Here is an 18,458-nt window from a genome sequence, read left to right as displayed (position 1 = left end):
GGCAATCAGACGAATGTCGATTGTCGGGCCCGGCGACCCTTGACCCGATTATCTTTCCTATGCCATTCTCGGTCGTCGGGACTCTGCAGCGTATTCAGGGTCTGACTCTGCCCTCCGATTGCCGTGCGGCAAAATCTCCCCGACCCGTCTGTCGGTGCTGACGTCGGAGCAGCGCCGGGTGAGGGCGACCGTGGGTGGGAAGTTGACCAGCAGGTGCGCATGTTCAGCCTCACCGTTGAGCTCGACCAGCTCGCACTCGAAGTCGGCGCACATTCCTTCTGCCCCATCCGACACGGCCGGAGAGCATCAGCACCGCCGCCGACACGGCGGGCAGGATCCCTGCCCTGACTTCCGTCTGACCCAGAACCTGGACAGTGACCCGTCGCTGCCCCGCGACGCTTCGCCGGTCGCTGCGGTGCGCGAGCGAGCGGCGATTCGCCGAGCGGAGGTGTCACCGGGGCGGCTGCTGGTTGGTCTCAAGGGGTGCAGAGGCTGAGCAGGAGGAGACGATGTGTCGGAGATCCAGGAGCAGATCCGGGAGTTGTACGCCGCCGCGGCGTCGCGCCTGGTGTCGCAGTTGTTCGCGATCACCGGTGACTACGCGGAGGCTCAGGACGTAGTGCAGGACGCCTTCGTGCGGGCGCTGGCCCGGCCGGGTCGGTTCGGCCAGGTGGAGCATCCGGAGGCGTGGCTGCGTACGGTGGCCCTCAACATCGCCCGGAGCCGGCACCGACGCCGGATGGTCTTCGCCCGGCTGGCGCGCTCCGGCCAGCTCGACGGTGGACAGCGGGGGACCGCGGGCATGTCGCCCGACCACGTCGCCCTCGTCACCGCACTCCAGCGGCTGCCGCGCCCGGCCCGTGAGGCCGTCGTGCTGTACCACATCGCGGACATGGCGGTGGCCGACGTGGCGGAGGCCCTGGGCTGCTCCGTGGAGGCGGTCAAGACCCGCCTCGTCCGGGCCCGTCGTGCCCTCGCCGTCGGCCTCGACGACACCGCTGACAGCACCACCGTTCGACCAGCGATCGTGAACGAGAGAGGTTCTCTCCATGCCTGACCTGGACTTTGCCGGGCTCGACCGGGCCGCCCAGGCGGCCTTCAGACCGGACTTCACCGAGGTGCGGCGCCGGGCGGCACGCCGTCGACGGCACACCCGCGTGGCCGCGGCCTCGCTGACCACGCTCGCGCTGGTCGCTGTCGCCGGGATCGCCTCCGCCAGTCTGCACCGCGCGGACCCCCAGGTGTCCGTTCCCGGCCTCGGCGGGACCCCGACGCCCGGCTTCATCCCGACGCCAGCGCCTTCCACCAGCCCCGTCCCCGGTGCGGCCCGGACCCCTCGCCCGGGTCCGGTGGTCGCGGGGGACCTCGACCACTTCTACTTCCGCTGGAAGAACTGCCGGGAGGACGACTGCGTGCTGATGGTGTCGGGCACCGCCGACCGTGGGGCGACCTGGCGCAGCCGCGAGCTTCCACTGTCCGGCAACGCGCTGGTCGCCCTCGCCACGGCCGGGCAGCGCACGCTGATCGCGTCGTACCAGATCGACGTCGGAGCCGGAGACCGGCAGGGCTGGCTCGCGAGCGTCGACGGCGGCGAACGGTGGCGGGAGGTGACGGCGGACACGGCCGTCCAGGTGCCCGACGGATGGCGCGTGCTCAACCACATGCTCGGCCCGCGTGCCGACCGGATCGTGGCGGCGGACCCGGCCACGGGTGACGTCGTGCAGGTGGCGCAGAGCACGGGGCTGGAGTTGCCCGCGCTCGCGGAAGACGTGCCGCCCGAGGCGGGCATCTGGGGCAGCGGCTACGCGGCCGTGGACACGATCGACGGCCGGCTCGTCGGCCGGGGCAGCGCGATCACGGTGAGCCGCGACGGAGGCCGTACCTGGCAGCGACACGTCTTCGCCGGGCCGCTCACCGCCGGCCACGACGTCGCGCTCGACGTGGCCACGTGGGACGGCCGCACCGTCTACGCCGTCGGCAGCATCGACGGCACACTGGTCGTCCATCGCAGTGGTGACGGCGGCCGGACCTGGCAACGCACCGCCGGCAGCGCAGCCGTCGGTGACCGGCAGCTTCGCGCCTCCGTCCGGTCCGACGGAACGCTGGTCATCCAGGCCGGTTTCGTCGCCGACGACAGGCCGCTGATGTTCAGCAGCGGCGACGGGGGGCAGCGCCTGTCCCCGGTGGAGCCCGCGCCCGGCGCGGCGGCCGTACCGGTACCGGGCGGATACGCGCAGCGCGGCTGGCCGCACACCCCGGGCACGTGGTGGTCCGCCGACGGGAACACCTGGTCCTTCCTGGGCGCGCCCGACCTGCCCTGACGCGGGCTCCCGCCGGGCCGGCACCGCCCGGCGGGAGCGAGGCGGAACCGGGCAGCGGTGGTGCGGCGAGATCCACGGATGCGTACGCACCGTCCGTTGCGGGCTCAGGTGGTGTCAGGTGGGGGAACGGCAGCCTCGACAGCCGGCGCGGAGGCCGCCCCCGCGAGCGCGGCCCGGAGGGTGTCGCGCAGCGGCCCGTCGGGGTGCTCGATCCAGTGCTGGACGGCGACGCGCAGGGTGGCCAGGAAGGTCGCCGCCAGGACCCGGGCCCGCAGCTCCGGGTCGGGACCGACCAGCCGGTGGACGAACTCGTCGGCGAGTTCGCGCTCGATGGTGGTGTACGCCGCGATCTGCTGGGCGACGAGTCCCGGGTGCCCCCGCAGCTGGCGGCGGCGGACCAGCCACGAGGGGGGCGTGTTGCCGTACACCTCCTCGGCGAGGTGCTCGGCGGCCCGGCTCAGCGCGCGCCACGGCGGCGCGTCGGGCGGTTGCTGGCGGACCAGCTCCAGCAGTCGGCGCAGTCGTACGGCGTCGCCGTGGAAGATCGCCTCCTCCTTGCTGGAGAAGTAGTTGGAGAACGTCCGGCGGGACACGTTCGCGGCGTCGGCGATCGCCTCGACGGTGACGCGGTCGAGCCCGTGCTCGGAGGCCAGGCGCAGGGCCGCCTCGTGCAGGGCGAGGCGGGTTGCCGCCTTCTTCCGCTCCCGTAGTCCGGTGGCCTCGTCCATGCCGTCAGCCTAGTGCCGACGTGACTCGTTTCTCATTGCGCAAACTTGCTCATTGGGCAAGATCGGCAGATGCTTGTATGCGGCAACCATCTGCGATGTGGGGGAAACGGTGGACGGCACCGCTCGTCAACTCGGCACCAGGCTGCACGAACTGGTCCGGACCGTACGGCTGATCCGGCGGCGCCGGGCCGACGTGCGGCCGCTCGTGCCGCTCGGCCTGGTCGGCATGCTCATGCAGATCAACCGGCTTCCCGCCGGCTGCCACGCGCGGGAACTCGCCGCCCGCACCGGGCTGGACCCGTCGACCGTGAGCCGCGCGATCGCCTCGCTCGTCGGGCTCGGCCTGGTCGAGCGGGGCGCCGACCCGACCGACATGCGGGCCCGGGTCCTGGCCGTCACCCCTGACGGCCGGGCCGCCCTGGCCGAGATCTTCGACTGGTACGGCGGGGTGCTCGACCGGGCGCTCGCCGACTGGACGCCCGACGAGATCGCGGCGCTGAGCGGGGCGCTCGGCCGGTTCACCCGCGACATCGAGACCGCCCTCGGACACCACGACAACCTGGAGGCCGCGCGATGAGCGCACCCACCACGACGACCGGCGACACGCCGATGACGCATCGGCAGACGCTGGAGGCGCTCAGCGGCCTGCTGCTGGTGCTCTTCGTCGCCATGCTCAGCGGCACCGTCGTCTCGACGGCGCTGCCGAAGATCATCGGCGCGCTGAACGGGTCGCAGACCCAGTACACGTGGGTGGTCACCGCCACCCTGCTCACCGCGACCGCGACCACCCCGATCTGGGGCAAGCTCGCCGACCTGTTCAACAAGAAGCTCCTGGTGCAGGTCGCCATCGTCGTCTTCCTGGCCGGCTCGGTGGTCGCCGGCCTCGCCCAGACCGCCGGCCAGCTCATCGCCGCGCGTGCGTTCCAGGGCATCGGCGTCGGCGGCCTCCAGGCGCTCGTCCAGGTCGCCATCGCGGCGATGATCCCGCCGCGGGAGCGCGGCCGGTACAACGGCTACCTCGGCGGCGTCATGGCCGTGGCGACGGTCGGCGGCCCGCTGCTGGGCGGGCTCATCGTCGACACGTCCTGGCTCGGCTGGCGCTGGTGCTTCTTCGTCGGGGTCCCCGTCGCCGTCATCGCGCTGATCCTCCTCCAGGTCACCCTGCGCCTGCCCACGGTCCGCCGCGACAACGTGAAGATCGACTACCTGGGCGCCACCCTGATCGCCGCCGGGGTCAGCGTGCTGCTCATCTGGATCTCCTTCGTCGACGACTCGTTCGCCTGGGTCTCCTGGCAGAGCGCGGCGATGGTGGGCGGCTCGGCCCTGCTGCTGGCCCTGGCCGTCTGGGTGGAGGCGCGGGCTGACGAGCCGGTGGTCCCGCTCGACCTGGTCCGCCAGCGCACCACCGCCCTCGCCATCCTCGGCAGCCTCGCGGTCGGCATGGCCATGTTCGGCGGCGCCGTCTTCCTCGGCCAGTACTTCCAGATCGGCCGCGGCTACAGCCCGACGGAGGCCGGGCTGCTCACCATCCCGATGATGGCCGGTGTCCTCGGCTCGTCGATCGTCGCCGGTCGCCTGATCACCCGGACCGGGAAGGTCAAGCCCTACATCCTCGTCGGGGCGGTCGTGCTCGTGGCCGGGTTCGCCGTGCTCGGCACCATCGACCACGAGACGTCGCTGGTGCTGGTCGGCGCGGCCATGTTCATCGTGGGCGTCGGGGTCGGGATGACCATGCAGAACCTCGTCCTCGCCGTGCAGAACACCGTCTCCCTCAAGGACATCGGCGCGGCCAGCTCCACCGTGGCGTTCTTCCGCTCCCTCGGCGGCACCATCGGGGTGTCGGTGCTCGGCGCGGTCCTCGCCCGCCGGGTCACCGAGCAGATCACCACGGACCTCGCCACCGCGGGCATCCCCACCTCCGGCGGGGGGACCGGCAGCCTCAACATCGACGCCATGCCGGCCGTGGTCCAGCAGATCGTCCGGGCCGCGTACGGCGACGCCACCGGACACATCTTCCTGATCTCCGCGGCCATCGCCGTCGTCGGCGTCCTCGCGGCGGCCCTGCTCAAGCCGGTCACCCTCCGCACCAGCCTGGACCTGCCGGACGCCGCCACCTCGGCGGCCGTCGCCGCCGACGCCGTCGACGGCGCTCCCGCCTTCGACCAGGTGGACGTGGACGCCGTGGCGAAGGAGGCGTCGGCCCGCCGCTGAGGTCCGCCCCACGCCCGCCGGGGCCGCCGCCGTCTTCCTACGGCGGCGGCCCCGTTCGTCGGCGGGGAGGTGGAGTCGGCGCCGGGCCCGCACCCGCAGGACGGTCGCGTGGTCGAGGGCGAGGCAGCCTGTTCCGCGACGGGTGGGGCGGACGCGGGAAACACATCGGGGAGGGACGGTGACCGTCCCTCCCCGATGTCGAACGAGCCGCCTCAGGACAGGAACTTGTCCAGGGCCGCCTCGATGGTGCCGGAGTCCGGCGACGCGTACGCCTTCATGGTGTTCTTGTTGTACGAGATGAAGCTCGGGCACCGGTTCGCCGGGGCGCTCACGGTGCCGCCGTCGCCGATCTTCTCGCCGGTCTTCGCCGCGTAGAAGGTCAGCTCGTAGCGCGACGAGACGTAGTCGATGGTGACCTGCTTGTCGGAGCTGTCCTTGTACTGGCACTGGCGCGGCGTGCCCTCGCTGCCCTCCACGAACTTCAGGCAGCCGACCACGGAGACCGACTCGAAGTCGGCGCTCTTGGCGTAGTACGGCTTGTTCGAGGCGATCGACTTCGACGACCAGAACGTCAGCCGGTCGGGGTTGTTCGAGAAGACGTACGCCTTGGCACCGGCCCCGCCGTTGTAGGGCGCCGCGTTGAGGATCTGGCTGCCCTCGCAGACGTCGCCCAGGTCGCTGGAGTAGCGGGCGGTCACCGCGTTGTTGCTGTTGCCGGGATCCTGCGACTCGGACTGCCCCGGGGTGGGGGTGGCGTCGGTGCCGGGCTCGCTGGACCCGCTCGGGGTGGCGGACGCGACCGGGGTGGGAACGTCGTCGTCGTTGACGAGGACGAACCCGACGCCGGCGCCGCAGAGCACGAGCAGGACCACCACGGCGGCGGCGGACAGGCCGATGATCAGGCCTTTGTTCGACTTCTGCGGCGGCGGGACCGGGGCCCCGAACTGCGGTGGCTGCCCTGGCTGGCCGTATCCGGGGTACCCACCCTGAGGGGCCGGCGGCCCGCTCCACGGGGTGACGTTCGGATCCGGCTGCCCTCCATACGGAGGGTGACTGTCGGTCATCTGAAGCCCTTATCGCTGTCGATGTGTGCCCAGGCACGGGGATCATGCAACAGGGTAGTGAGCGCTCCAAATCTCGACAGTTGCCGGCGATCCAGTCGAGGTCCGGGTCATGGCAGCCGAGAAACCGGCCATCACCCTCCGTGTAGGAGGCGGCAGCCCTGAGTCGAGGGGGGTGGCGGCGGCCCGGCAGCGTCGGGGAGGCGGATCCGGGCCGTGCAGCGGGATTCCGCTCCTCGCGCCGCTCAAGTGCGGACGCCGCGCCGGGCGCGCCGCCCCCGTGACGAGGATCACTCATTCCGTCGGTCCGCGATGTGGGCGGCGCCGCGCGGCCGGGCGCTTCGGTCGGTCCGCGGCGCCGCCCGCGTCGGGCGCGGGGGTGTCGTCGCCGCCGTCGCCGTGACGGGTCGCCCGGTCGGCGGCCCGGACGGCCATGGATGCCGGCCTGTCTCAGTTGGATCCTTGTTCGCGCAAGCCTTTCACGTGCGGTTCTTCAACATCGTCCTCACATCGTGAACACCAAGAAAATATACGAACATGAATATGATGGCTAAGGTTTCCTCATCGTCCACCGCCTGCCGGGTGCGCCACGAGCCACCCGAAGGCCACGACAGTAGGAGGACCGGGAGATGACACTCCCTCGCACTCGACGGCGTACCCTCGCCGGCGCGGTCGGCGTGTTCGCCAGCGCCGCCATGGTCACCACCATGATCGGCGCCCCGGCGGCAGCCGCCCCCGGCACCGGCGAGATCCGCAGCGCCGGCGGCGCGACGGCCGTGGCCGACAGCTACATCGTGGTGCTCAAGGACAGCAGCGTCGGCGGTCGCGCCGGCACCCGGCAGGCCGAGGTGCGCAGCAGCGCCGGCTCGCTGGCCGCGCGCTTCGGCGGGACGGTCGGGCACGTCTACGGCGACGCCCTCAACGGCTTCGAGGTGCGGCTGTCGGAGCGGGCCGCCAAGCGCCTCGCCGCGCACCCCGCCGTCGACTACGTCGAGCAGAACCACACCGTGACGACGACCGCCACCCAGAGCAACCCGCCGTGGGGCCTGGACCGCATCGACCAGCGGGCCCTGCCGCTCAGCCGCACGTACACCTACAACAGCAGCGGCACCGGCGTCACCGCGTACATCATCGACACCGGCATCCGGACCACCCACGTCGACTTCGCCGGCCAGGCCGTCGACGGCTACGACGCGATCGACAACGCGCTGCCGGCCGCCGACTGCAACGGCCACGGCACGCACGTCGCGGGCACCGTCGGCGGCAACACCTACGGCGTCGCGAAGAACGTCCGGCTGGTGGCCGTGCGGGTGCTGAACTGCCAGGGCAGCGGCACCTGGGCGCAGGTCATCGCCGGCATCAACTGGGTGACGTCGAACCACCAGGCGGGCCAGGCCGCGGTGGCGAACATGAGCCTCGGCGGCTCCTACAACAGCTCCCTGAACACCGCCGTGGCGAACTCCATCGCCGACGGCATCACCTACGCCGTGGCCTCCGGCAACTCGAACGCCAACGCCTGCAACTACTCGCCGGCCTCGGTCCCGACGGCGCTCACCGTCAACGCCTCGCAGAGCAACGACGCGCGGGCCTCGTTCTCCAACTGGGGCACCTGCACCGACATCTTCGCCCCCGGTGTGGGTGTCCTGTCGGCCTGGTCCACCAGCGACACCGCCACCTCGTCCATCAGCGGCACCTCGATGGCCTCGCCGCACGTCGCCGGCGCGGCCGCCCGGGTGCTCAGCGTCAACCCGGGCTGGACGCCCGCCCAGGTCCACTCGTACCTGGTCAGCCAGGCCACGACCAACGTGATCACCAACCCGGGCAGCGGCTCGCCGAACCGCCTGCTCTACCTCGCTCCGACCTTCTGACCCTCCGACGCCGGTGGCCTGACGGCTCCGGCGGGAACGGTCGCACCGGCCCCGAGGCGTCCCGCCCCGGGGCCGGCCCGTGTCCGGGCCGCTCTTCGCCGCCGGCGGGGTCGTCCGCCCAGATCCGGGCGCCGGTCGGTGCGAGGCCGCCGCCCCGCGGCCGTCCGCGCGCCGGCAGACTTGCCGGATGTCCTCGACGATGCTCGTGGTCGGCCCGGAGTTGGCCGCCGCCCTGGTCGCCCTGGCCGTGGTGGCGGCCGTCGTGGTCCGGGCCGGTGCGCTCGGGCACGGCCGGCAGGTGCTGGTCGCCGCGGCCCGCGCCGCGATCCAGTTGGCGGCCGTGTCGCTGCTGATCACCGCGATCGTGGTGTCGCTGTGGGCGACGGCGGCCTTCGTCGTGCTGATGTGTGCGGTGGCGGCGGCCACCTCCGGCCGGCGGATCACCGGCCGGTGGAACTGGTGGGCGGGTGTGCCGATCGCGGCGGGGAGCATGGCCGTGGTGGCGGGGCTGCTGTCGGCGGGGCTCGTGCCGATGCGGGGAATCGCCGTCATCCCGGTGGCCGGAATCCTCATCGGCGGGGCGATGACCGCGACGTCGCTGGCGGGCCGGCGGGTGCTGGACGAACTGACCGCCCGTGCGGGAGAGGTGGAGGCCGCCCTGGCGTTGGGGCTGCCGGCACGGGACGCCGTCCTGCTCGTGTGCCGTCCGGTGGCCGGGCAGGCGCTGGTGCCGGCGCTGGACCAGACCCGCACGGTGGGCCTGGTGACGCTGCCGGGCGCGTTCGTCGGAATGCTGCTGGGCGGCGCCAGTCCACTCACGGCCGGGATCACGCAGCTGGTCGTGCTGGTCGGGCTCCTCGCGGTGGAGGCGGTCGCGGTCGTCATCACCGTCGAACTCGTGGCCCGGGGCCGGTTGCGTCCGGCCCGGGCGGAGCTGCTGCCTGTGCTCCTGGTTCCGGGGTGAGTTCCCGCCAGTCGGTGACCACCGGGACCAGCTCGCCGCCGGCCCACAGCGGAAGTTGGTCGTCGAAGTGCGGGTCACCGGGCCTTCCGGAGGCGCCGAACGGCACGACCCAGCGGCTGTCCGCGCGGTCGGTCAGGTCCCACACGTAGCGGGCCACCGGGCCGCGCCAGCACGCGTCGGAGACGCCCGGGACGCTGGAGGTGGACAGCACGCAGTCGGTGTCGCCGGCCAGCGCGACCCGTTCCCGCATCGCGCGTACGGCCACGTCGACCGCCGGCGCCACGCCGAGGTGGACCGGGTGCAGCACGTGCCGTCGGCCCCACGGCCCGGGCGGGTCGCCCGCCGCGACCTCCGCCAGCGCCCCGGCCGCCACCGGGCCGACGTCCCCGCCCAGGCGGTGCAGCCCGGCGACCACCCCGTCGAGGGCGTGGCCGATGCGCGCCAGCGGGTCGGTCCACGGCGTGAACAGCGGGTCGAACGCGCTCGGGGCGCGCAGCGGGCGCAGGCACGGGTGGTCGTGCAGCCGGCGGACCAGGGCCGCGCGCCAGGCGGCGAAGGCGCCGGCGTCCGTGCTGTCGGCCCCCATCCGCCCGTCCCAGGCGAGCAACCGGTCCCGCAGGCGCCGCGCCGGCTCGCCGAGGCCGTCGGGGTCCAGCCGGTCGAGCGCGCCGCGCAGGGCCGCGGCCTCCAGCCGGGTGTCCATGTGCACTGCCGCCGGGCCGGCACCGCCGGCCAGCAGGGCGCGGATGCGGCGGGCGCGGTGTGGCGGGGCGAAGTCGGCGCCGAGGTCGGCGGTGTCGGGGCGCCGGTCGTTGGCGCAGACCGCTGTCCCGTCGACGGCGGTGCGGCGCGGTGGCGCGTAGCCGCCGTGCCACCGGTACCGCGGATCCCAGCCGGGCACCGGCTCCCGCCGGCACCGGTCGTCGCGGATCGGGACGAGCCCCGCGACCAGGTGGACCACCGTCCCGTGCCGGTCCGCGACGAGGACGCTGTTGACCGGCTCGACCCAGTCCCGCAGCGCGTCGGCGACGTCGTCGGCGTTCGTCGCCCGCAGCAGCGGCAGCAGCGCGTCGAAGCCGAGACGCCCCTCGACCCGGCTCGGGGTGCGCAGGCTGATCGCCTCGCCGGTGTCCCGGTCGTGGTCGACGACCGGCCCGCGCGGCGTCTCGATCACCTCGACGGACTCCGGCTCGCCGCCGCGTACCTCGATCCGCTCGACGTGGCGGTGCGCCGGCGCCCAGCCGTCCGTCTCGCGGACCAGCACCCGGTCGCCGTCGCGGCGCACCTGTTCCCGGTAGAGGTCCTGGTAGTCGGCCATCGCGTTGGTGACCGCCCAGGCCACCTCGCCCGCGTGCCCGAAGTGGGGCAGGCCCGGGACGCCGGGGAACGCGAGGCCGAGCACGTCGAACTCGGGGCAGGCGAGGCGCACCTGCTGGTAGACGCCGGGCAGTTCGAGGATGCGGTGGGGGTCGCCGGCGACGACCGGCGCCCGGCCGGTGACCGGGTCGCCGGGCACCGCCCAGGCGTTGCTGCCCGACCCGCCGGGCCCCTCGACGGCGAACAGGCCGGTCGCCGCCGGGCCGAGGGCGCCGGCGACGTGGGCGTGCCACAGCTTGTTGGGGAAGGTGGAGAAGAGCACGTGCTGGACGAGGAAGACGCCGAGCGGCGACCACGGCCGCCACCGGCCCGGCGCGCAGCCGACCGCCGCGAACTCGGGCGTCGCCGCGGCGCCCTCGGCGAGCCCCTCGTTGACCCCGTCCACATAGGCGGTGACCCACCGCCTGGTGTCGGGGGCGAGCCGATCGAAGCAGCGCCGCGCGGTGTCGTCGAGACGGGCGCGGCGGGCGAACCTGTCCCAGCCCAGCTCCGCGGGGCCGACGTGCTCGGCGAGGCGACCCTCCGAGCGCCACCGCTCGACCTCGATCTGCCAGGCCCGGTCGACGGCGGCCACCCGCCCCTGGAGGCGGGCGAGGCCGTCGACGGTGTCGGCGCGCAGGTGCGGGACGCCCCACCGGTCGCGATAGACGCCGGTCATCGCGGCGCGGGTCGGATGGGCGGCCGTGCCGCCTGCCACAGGGCCATCAACTTAGGTTACCCTCCCCTAACTGGGCTGGCCGGCCGGCCCGGCTGCCGGTGGTGGACCTTCAGCCTGGCGCCCCTGGTGGGACTCGGCGTCGTGGTGGGCATGGCGCACCGGCGCCGGTTCCGGCGCCCCGCCGGGCGGTGCCAGGGGAGCGGACGTCGGCGACGGACGTCGAACTGAGCGAAATCGATGCGACACGGCAACATCGTTGACACGAACTTAGGTTAGGGTAACCTAAGTTCGCTCGATCATCGGATCGCGGCGGAAGGCGACGTCCAGGTCCCCCGCCGCCGTGTCCACTCCCGACCGCTGAGGACCCGCATGAGCCTGCCCGGATCCACCGTCCAGGCGCCGTCGACCGGGGTGACCCCCGGGACGAACGGCGCCCGCGCCCACCTGTTCACCGCCGGCTCGGTCGAGGACTACCGGCGCGTGCTGGCTGCCGGCATCGACCGGGTGGCGACCCGGGTGGCCGGCGCGGACCGGCCGTTCACAGGCGTGACACCGGACGAGCTCGCGCCCCGGATCGCCGGCATCGACCTGGACCGGCCGCTCGGCGACACCGGCGCCGCGCTCGACGAACTCCAGGACGTCTACCTGCGCGACGCCGTCTTCTTCCACCACCCCCGCTACCTGGCACACCTCAACTGCCCGGTGGTGATTCCCGCGCTGCTCGCCGAGGCCGTGCTCAGCGCCGTCAACTCCTCCCTGGACACCTGGGACCAGAGCGCCGGGGGCACCCTGATCGAGCGCCGGCTGGTCGACTGGACGGCCGAGCGGATCGGCCTGGGGCCAGCCGCCGACGGCGTCTTCACCAGCGGCGGCACGCAGTCCAACCTCCAGGCGATGCTGCTGGCCCGCGAGGAGACCCGCGCCCAGGTGACCGGCCGGGAGACCGGGCAGCCGTCCCGCCTGGAGCTGCTGTCCCGACTGCGCGTCGTCACCTCGGCGGCCGGGCACTTCAGCGTGCAGAAGGCGGCCAGGCTGCTCGGCCTCGGCGCGGACGCGGTGGTCACCGTGCCCACCGACACCGACCGGCGGATGCGCACGGACGAGCTGGCCCGCGAGATCGACCGCTGCCGCGGCGAGGGGCTGGTGGTGATGGCGGTGGTGGCCACCGCCGGCACCACCGACTTCGGCACCATCGACCCGCTGCCGCAGATCGCCGACGTCTGCGCGGCGGCCGGCGTCTGGCTGCACGTCGACGCCGCGTACGGCTGCGGGCTGCTGGTGTCGCCGACCCGGCGGCACCTGCTCGACGGCATCGAACGGGCCGACTCGGTCACCGTCGACTACCACAAGTCGTTCTTCCAGCCGGTCAGCTCCAGCGCCCTGCTGGTGCGCGACCGGCGGGTGCTGCGGCACGCCACCTGGCACGCCGACTACCTCAATCCCGCCCGGATGGTCGAGCAGCGCATTCCCAACCAGGTCGACAAGAGCATCCAGACCACCCGCCGCTTCGACGCGCTGAAGCTCTGGCTGACCCTGCGGATCATGGGACCGGACGCCATCGGCGCGCTCTTCGACGAGGTGGTGGACCGGGCCGCCGACGCCTGGCAACTGCTCACCGAGGACCCCCGCTTCGAGGTGGTCACGCGGTCGCAGCTCAGCACCGTGGTCTTCCGCTACCTGCCGACCGGCCCCGGCCGCGACCTCGTCGACGACGCCAACCTGTACGCCCGTGAGGCGCTGGCGGCCTCCGGCGCCGGGCTGGTCGCCGGGACCAGGGTCGACGGCGCGCACCACCTCAAGTTCACCCTGCTCAACCCCGAGACCACGCTGGACGACATCGCCCACGTCCTCGACCTCGTCGCCGACCACGCCGGCTGGTACGCGCACACCAGGGCGACCGCCGCGCTGACCTGCCCCGTCGGCTGACGACCCGTCCCCGCTGGAGAGAACGCATGTCGACGCACGACTTCATCGCCGTCGGGCTGGGCCCGTACAACCTGGGCCTGGCCTGCCTGACCGAACCGATCGAGGACCTCGACGGCCTCTTCCTGGAGGCGCGGGACACCTTCAGCTGGCATCCCGGGATGCTGCTGGAGTCGACCCGCCTCCAGACGCCGTTCATCGCCGACCTGGTCACCCTCGCCGACCCGACCTCCCCGTACTCCTTCCTGGCCTATCTGAAGGAGTCGGGGCGGCTCTACCCGTTCTACATCCGGGAGAGCTTCTTCCCGCTGCGCAGCGAGTACGACGGCTACTGCCGCTGGGCCGCCGGCAAGCTCCGCGGCGTCCGGTTCGGACAGCGGGTCACGTCCGTCGAGTTCGACCCGGCCGACGAGCACTACGTCGTGCGGGCCACCGTGACCGCCACGGGGGAGCGGGTCACCCACCGCGCCCGGCACCTCGTGCTCGGCACCGGCACCCCGCCGCACGTGCCCGACGCCTGCCGGGGGCTCGGCGGCGACGCGATCCACAACTCGCAGTACCTGGAGCACCGGGCGGCACTGCGCGCCAAGCGCAGCATCACCGTCGTCGGCAGCGGGCAGAGCGCGGCCGAGATCTACCACGACCTGCTCGGCGACATCGACTCCTGCGGCTACCAGCTCAACTGGGTCACCCGGTCGCCCCGGTTCTTCCCGCTCGAATACACCAAGCTGACCCTGGAGATGACCTCGCCGGACTACGTGGACTACTTCCACGCCCTGCCGGAGGCGACCCGCTACCGGCTGGAGTCCGCGCAGAAGGGGCTGTTCAAGGGCATCAACGCCGACCTCGTCAACGACATCTACGACCTGCTCTACGCCAAGAGCATCGGCGGCCCGGTACGCACCCGGCTGCTGACCAACACCGCGCTGACCACCGCCGCGTACGACGAGCCGAGCGGGACGTACACGCTGGGGCTGCGCAACGTCGAGCAGGACCGCGACTTCACCCTGGACACCGAGGGTCTCGTGCTCGCCACCGGCTACCACTACCGGGTCCCGGAGTTCCTCGAGCCGGTGCGCGACCGCATCCGCTGGGACGGCCACGGCCGCTTCGACGTGGCCCGCAACTACAGCATCGACCACACCGGCCGGGGCATCTTCCTGCAGAACGCCGGCACCCACACGCACAGCATCACCTCACCCGACCTGGGCATGGGCCCGTACCGCAACTCGTGGATCATCCGGGAGCTGCTCGGCCGCGAGCACTACCCGGTCGAGAAGAGCATCACCTTCCAGGAGTTCGGCGTGCCGGCCGGAGCCGCGTCGTGACCGAGGTCGTCCACCGCCGCGTCGACGACCGGCTCGGCGAGTTCGCGCTGCGTACGCTCGACCCGTACGCCGACGCCGCGCTGCTGCACCGCTGGGTGACCCACCCGAAGGCGGCGTTCTGGCTGATGCAGGACGCCGACGTGGCCCGGGTCGCGCAGGAATACCGGCGGATCGCCGCGCACCCGCACCACGCCGCGTTCCTCGGCCTGCACGAGGGGCGACCCGCCTTCCTCGCCGAGCGGTACGACCCCGCCCGCGTCGAACTCGTCGGCCTGTACGACACGGTCGACGGCGATGTCGGCATGCACTTCCTCTGCGCCCCCACCGACGCGCCCGTGCACGGCTTCACCCGCGCGGTGATCACCACCGTGCTGGCGTGGCTGTTCGCCGACCCGGCGACCCGGCGGGTCGTCGTGGAGCCCGACGTGCGCAACACGGCGGTGCACCGGCTCAACGCGGCCGTCGGCTTCACCGTCGTCGGCCCGATCACCAAGCCCGAGAAGGACGCGCTGCTCAGCGTCTGCACCCGTGCCCAGTTCGAGGCCGCGACCGGCGCGACCGACACCCACCCCGCCGCAACCCGAGGAGACCTGCGCACGTGAACCCCTCCGCATCCGTGGCCCACCTGACGCCGGCGAGCTGGGCCCGCGCCAATCGGCTGTTGGTCCGCAAGGCCCTGGCCGAGTTCGCCCACGAACGGCTGCTCGCACCCGAGCCGGTCCCCGCCGACGCGGACGGCCCGGCGGCGGGGGAGCGCCGGTACGAGGTGCGCGGCGACGACGGCGACGTGGTCTACCGGTTCACCGCGAGCCTGCTGGCCCTCGACCACTGGCGGATCGACGCCGACAGCATCACCCGCCACCGCGGCGACACCGAGCTGCCGCTGGACGCCCTCGACTTCTGCCTCGACCTGCGCGGCGCGCTGGGCCTGCGCGACGAGATCCTCCCCGTCTACCTGGAGGAGATCAGCTCCACCCTCGCCAGCACCGCGTACAAGCTCGACAAGCCGGCGGTGCGCGCCGCCGACCTCGCCCGCGCCGACTTCCAGACCATCGAGACCGAGATGACCGAGGGCCACCCGGGCTTCGTGGCGAACAACGGCCGGATCGGCTTCGGCATCGACGAATACCGCGCGTACGCGCCGGAGGCCGCCCGCCCGGTCCGGCTGATCTGGCTGGCCGCGCACCGGGACCGGACGACCTTCACCTGCGCCGCCGACCTCGACTACGACACGCTGCTCCGCGCCGAACTCGGCGACGACACCCTCGCCGCCTTCGCGGGCACCCTGACCGGGCTCGGCCTCGACCCGGCCGACTACCTGCTCATCCCCGTGCATCCGTGGCAGTGGTGGAACCGGATCTCCGTCACGTTCGCCGCCGAGGTGGCGCAGCGCCGGCTGGTGTGCCTCGGCCCCGGCCCGGACGAGTACCTCGCCCAGCAGTCCATCCGCACCTTCTTCAACGTCACCGACCCGACCCGGCACTACGTCAAGACCGCGCTGTCCGTGCTGAACATGGGCTTCCTGCGGGGGCTGTCCGCCGCGTACATGGAGGCCACCCCGGCGATCAACGACTGGCTCGCCGACCTGATCGACGGCGACGAGATCCTCAAGCGCACCGGGTTGACGATCATCCGCGAGCGGGCCGCCATCGGGTACCGGCACCTGGAGTACGAGGCGGCGACAGACCGGTACTCCCCGTACCGGAAGATGCTGGCCGCGCTGTGGCGGGAGAGCCCGGTGCCCGGCCTGGAGCCGGGCCGGCGACTGGCCACCATGGCGTCCCTGCTGCACACCGACCGCGACGGCCGGTCGTTCGCCGCCGCGCTGATCGCGCAGTCCGGGCTGGCGCCGCGGGTGTGGCTACGCCGCTACCTCGACGCCTACCTCACCCCGCTGCTGCACAGCTTCTACGCCCACGACCTGGCCTTCATGCCGCACGGCGAGAACGTCATCCTCGTCCTGGACGGCGGGACGGTCGAGCGGGCCATCTTCAAGGACATCGCCGAGGAGATCGTGGTGATGGACCCGGACGCCGACCTGCCCCCGCAGGTGGGGCGGGTGCGGGCCGACGTGCCCGAGGACATGAGGCTGCTGTCGATCTTCACCGACGTCTTCGACTGCTTCCTGCGCTACCTCAACGCGATCCTGGTCACCGAGGGCGTGCTGGACGAGGACGCCTTCTGGCGCACCGTCGCCCGGTGCGCGGCCGACTACGCCGACAGCGTCCCGCACCTGGCCGAGCGGCTGCGGCGCTACGACCTGTTCGCCCCGGAGTTCGCGCTGTCCTGCCTCAACCGGCTCCAACTGCGCAACAACCGGCAGATGGTCGACCTCGCCGACCCGTCGGCCGCGCTGCAACTGGTCGGCACCCTGGCCAACCCCATCGCCCGCTTCGCGCCGACCCGGTGACCGCCACGACTGTCGCGCCCGCCGGCGGGACAGCGGGCGGCCGGGTGCGGGGCCGGTGGCTGATCCTCGGCGTGCTCTGCCTCGCCCAGGTCACCGTGGTGCTCGACAACACGGTGCTGACCGTGGCCATCCCGGTGCTCACGACCGAGCTGTCCGCCAGCACCGCCGACGTCCAGTGGATGATCAACGCGTACGCCCTGGTCCAGTGCGGCCTGCTGCTCACGGCGGGCAGCGCCGCCGACCGGTACGGCCGCCGCCGGATGCTGCTGGCCGGTCTCGTGCTGTTCGGGCTCGGGTCGCTGGCCGCGGGGCTCGCGCAGACCGGCGGCCAGCTGATCGCCGCCCGGGCCGGGATGGGGATCGGCGGCGCACTCCTGGTCACCGCCACCCTCGCGGTGGCGATGCAGGTCTTCGACGACGCCGAGCGGTCCCGCGCGATCGGGCTCTGGGCCGCGGCGAGCGCGCTGGGGTTCGCGGCCGGGCCACCCTTCGGCGGGCTCGTCCTCGCCCACCTGCCCTGGGGGGCGATCTTCCTGGTCAACGTCCCGATCGTGCTGGTCTGCCTGGTGGCGGCGTGGGCGCTGGTGCCGGAGTCGCGCCGTGCGACCGGCGGGCGCCTCGACCTGGGCGGGGTGCTGCTCTCCACGGCGGGCCTGACCGCGGTGGTCTACGCGGTCATCGCGGGGCCGGAGCGGGGCTGGACGGCCGCCCCGGTGCTGGGCGCGGCCGGCGCGGGGGTGCTCCTCCTCGCCACCTTCGTGGCCTGGGAGCGGCGGGTCGCCGACCCGATGCTGGACATGCACTTCTTCCGCAGCCGGCGCTTCGTGGGCGCGGTCTCCGGGGTCGTCCTGATCACCTTCGGCGCCACCGGCGCGCTGTTCCTGCTGACCCAGCACCTGCAGTTCGTGCGCGGCTACCCGGCCTGGGAGGCGGGGCTGCGGATGGTGCCGTTCGCGCTCTCCATCGTCCTGCTCAACGTGGCCGGCGTCGCCGCCCGGGTGATCCGCCGGCTCGGGCTGCCCCGGTCGATCGCGCTCGGGATGACGCTGCTCGCCGGCGGACTCGCCCTCGTCACCCACGCCCCGACGGACGGCTACGGGGTGCTGTTGCCGGGACTGCTCGTGATGGGCGCCGGCTGCGCCGTGGCGAACCCGGCCATCGTCGAGGCGGTGATGAGCGCGATCCCGCCGGAGAAGGCCGGGGCTGGGGCGGGGGTGGACGGCACCATGACGGAGGTCGGCAGCAGCCTCGGCATCGCCGTGCTCGGCGCGATCCTGAACGCCCGATTCGCCGCCCTGCTACCCGCCGCGCTGGCCGGCGCCGGGTCGTTCCCCGCCGCCCTGGCCGCCGCCGGCACCGAAGCGGAACGCCGGCTCGTCGCCGACGCGTTCCGCTCCGCCCTGGAGACCGGCCAGACGGTGGGCGCGATGGCCGTCTTCGCCGGCGGCTGCGTCGCCGCCGTGCTGCTGCGCCGGGCCGAGCGGGCCGGCTGAGCCCGCGTCCTCCTGCCGACCGCGCCGACGCCGCCACGCACGGCGGCGTCGGCGTCAGGCCGGCGGCGTCGGCGTCAGCCGGCGGCGTCGGGGTCAGGGTCGGCGTCGGCACCGGG

The 18,458-nt window shown here is 73.2% G+C and carries 15 protein-coding genes; 11 read left to right on the top strand and 4 right to left on the bottom strand.

Features of this window, described 5'->3' with window-relative positions; all coding sequences use genetic code 11:
* Positions 1–57: 57 nt before the first annotated feature.
* Positions 58–273 (bottom strand): transposase, encoded by a 216-nt coding sequence (locus tag ACZ6Q9_RS31055; RefSeq protein WP_393459997.1) that lies wholly within the window; start codon positions 271–273, stop codon positions 58–60.
* 238 nt (positions 274–511) lie between these two features.
* Between ACZ6Q9_RS31055 and ACZ6Q9_RS31050 the strand changes: the two genes are divergently transcribed.
* Complete coding sequence (locus tag ACZ6Q9_RS31050; protein WP_393460000.1) at positions 512–1,057, top strand: RNA polymerase sigma factor; 546 nt, start codon at positions 512–514, stop codon at positions 1,055–1,057.
* A complete protein-coding gene (locus tag ACZ6Q9_RS31045; protein ID WP_396830772.1) occupies positions 1,050–2,321 on the top strand; it encodes a WD40/YVTN/BNR-like repeat-containing protein in 1,272 nt (423 codons plus the stop codon). The genes ACZ6Q9_RS31050 and ACZ6Q9_RS31045 overlap by 8 nt, the downstream gene beginning before the upstream one ends.
* Positions 2,322–2,425: 104 nt before the next feature.
* On the opposite strand, the gene ACZ6Q9_RS31040 is transcribed toward ACZ6Q9_RS31045, so the two are convergent.
* Entirely contained in the window at positions 2,426–3,049 is a 624-nt protein-coding gene (locus ACZ6Q9_RS31040; RefSeq protein WP_393460006.1) for a TetR/AcrR family transcriptional regulator, read from the bottom strand.
* A gap of 97 nt (positions 3,050–3,146) precedes the next feature.
* Here ACZ6Q9_RS31040 and ACZ6Q9_RS31035 point away from each other — a divergent pair, with 97 nt between their 5' ends.
* Both ACZ6Q9_RS31035 and ACZ6Q9_RS31030 read left to right on the top strand, forming a co-directional pair.
* Positions 3,147–3,626 carry a MarR family winged helix-turn-helix transcriptional regulator gene (locus ACZ6Q9_RS31035; RefSeq protein ID WP_393460009.1) on the top strand — a complete coding sequence of 160 codons (480 nt, stop codon included), beginning with the start codon at positions 3,147–3,149 and terminating at the stop codon, positions 3,624–3,626.
* Positions 3,623–5,260, top strand: coding sequence for an MDR family MFS transporter (locus tag ACZ6Q9_RS31030; protein WP_393460011.1), 1,638 nt, complete (start codon positions 3,623–3,625; stop codon positions 5,258–5,260). Before ACZ6Q9_RS31035 ends, ACZ6Q9_RS31030 begins: the two co-directional genes overlap by 4 nt.
* A gap of 212 nt (positions 5,261–5,472) precedes the next feature.
* On the opposite strand, the gene ACZ6Q9_RS31025 is transcribed toward ACZ6Q9_RS31030, so the two are convergent.
* Positions 5,473–6,324, bottom strand: a complete 852-nt coding sequence (locus ACZ6Q9_RS31025; RefSeq protein ID WP_393460014.1) for a hypothetical protein — start codon at positions 6,322–6,324, stop codon at positions 5,473–5,475.
* Between the two features lie 626 nt (positions 6,325–6,950).
* Here ACZ6Q9_RS31025 and ACZ6Q9_RS31020 point away from each other — a divergent pair.
* On the top strand, positions 6,951–8,189 hold the full coding sequence (locus ACZ6Q9_RS31020) for a S8 family peptidase (RefSeq protein WP_393460017.1): 1,239 nt from the start codon (positions 6,951–6,953) through the stop codon (positions 8,187–8,189).
* Between the two features lie 187 nt (positions 8,190–8,376).
* The gene (locus ACZ6Q9_RS31015) at positions 8,377–9,153 is read left to right on the top strand and encodes an ABC transporter permease (RefSeq protein ID WP_393460020.1); all 777 of its coding nucleotides are present in this window, start codon (positions 8,377–8,379) and stop codon (positions 9,151–9,153) included.
* Here the strand turns inward: ACZ6Q9_RS31015 and ACZ6Q9_RS31010 are convergent.
* Entirely contained in the window at positions 9,074–11,188 is a 2,115-nt protein-coding gene (locus tag ACZ6Q9_RS31010) for a penicillin acylase family protein (RefSeq protein WP_393460023.1), read from the bottom strand. The genes ACZ6Q9_RS31015 and ACZ6Q9_RS31010 overlap by 80 nt on opposite strands.
* A 369-nt stretch (positions 11,189–11,557) precedes the next feature.
* Between ACZ6Q9_RS31010 and ACZ6Q9_RS31005 the strand changes: the two genes are divergently transcribed.
* From ACZ6Q9_RS31005 to ACZ6Q9_RS30985, 5 genes are read left to right on the top strand one after another with little or no spacing between them, the layout of a single operon-like run.
* Positions 11,558–13,114, top strand: a complete 1,557-nt coding sequence (locus tag ACZ6Q9_RS31005) for a pyridoxal phosphate-dependent decarboxylase family protein (protein WP_393460026.1) — start codon at positions 11,558–11,560, stop codon at positions 13,112–13,114.
* A 26-nt stretch (positions 13,115–13,140) separates the two neighbouring features.
* The gene (locus ACZ6Q9_RS31000) at positions 13,141–14,439 is read left to right on the top strand and encodes a lysine N(6)-hydroxylase/L-ornithine N(5)-oxygenase family protein (protein ID WP_393270425.1); all 1,299 of its coding nucleotides are present in this window, start codon (positions 13,141–13,143) and stop codon (positions 14,437–14,439) included.
* The gene (locus ACZ6Q9_RS30995; protein WP_396830776.1) at positions 14,436–15,041 is read left to right on the top strand and encodes a GNAT family N-acetyltransferase; all 606 of its coding nucleotides are present in this window, start codon (positions 14,436–14,438) and stop codon (positions 15,039–15,041) included. The genes ACZ6Q9_RS31000 and ACZ6Q9_RS30995 overlap by 4 nt, the downstream gene beginning before the upstream one ends.
* Positions 15,038–16,849: an IucA/IucC family protein gene (locus tag ACZ6Q9_RS30990; RefSeq protein WP_396830777.1), complete on the top strand. Its 1,812-nt coding sequence runs from the start codon at positions 15,038–15,040 to the stop codon at positions 16,847–16,849. Before ACZ6Q9_RS30995 ends, ACZ6Q9_RS30990 begins: the two co-directional genes overlap by 4 nt.
* On the top strand, positions 16,846–18,342 hold the full coding sequence (locus ACZ6Q9_RS30985) for an MFS transporter (RefSeq protein WP_396830779.1): 1,497 nt from the start codon (positions 16,846–16,848) through the stop codon (positions 18,340–18,342). The genes ACZ6Q9_RS30990 and ACZ6Q9_RS30985 overlap by 4 nt, the downstream gene beginning before the upstream one ends.
* Positions 18,343–18,458 lie beyond the last annotated feature (116 nt).

It is taken from the genome of Micromonospora sp. NPDC049139, assembly GCF_055586845.1.
The sequence above is the reverse complement of the archived record's forward strand: the minus strand, read 5'-3'. Positions and strand labels throughout refer to the sequence as shown.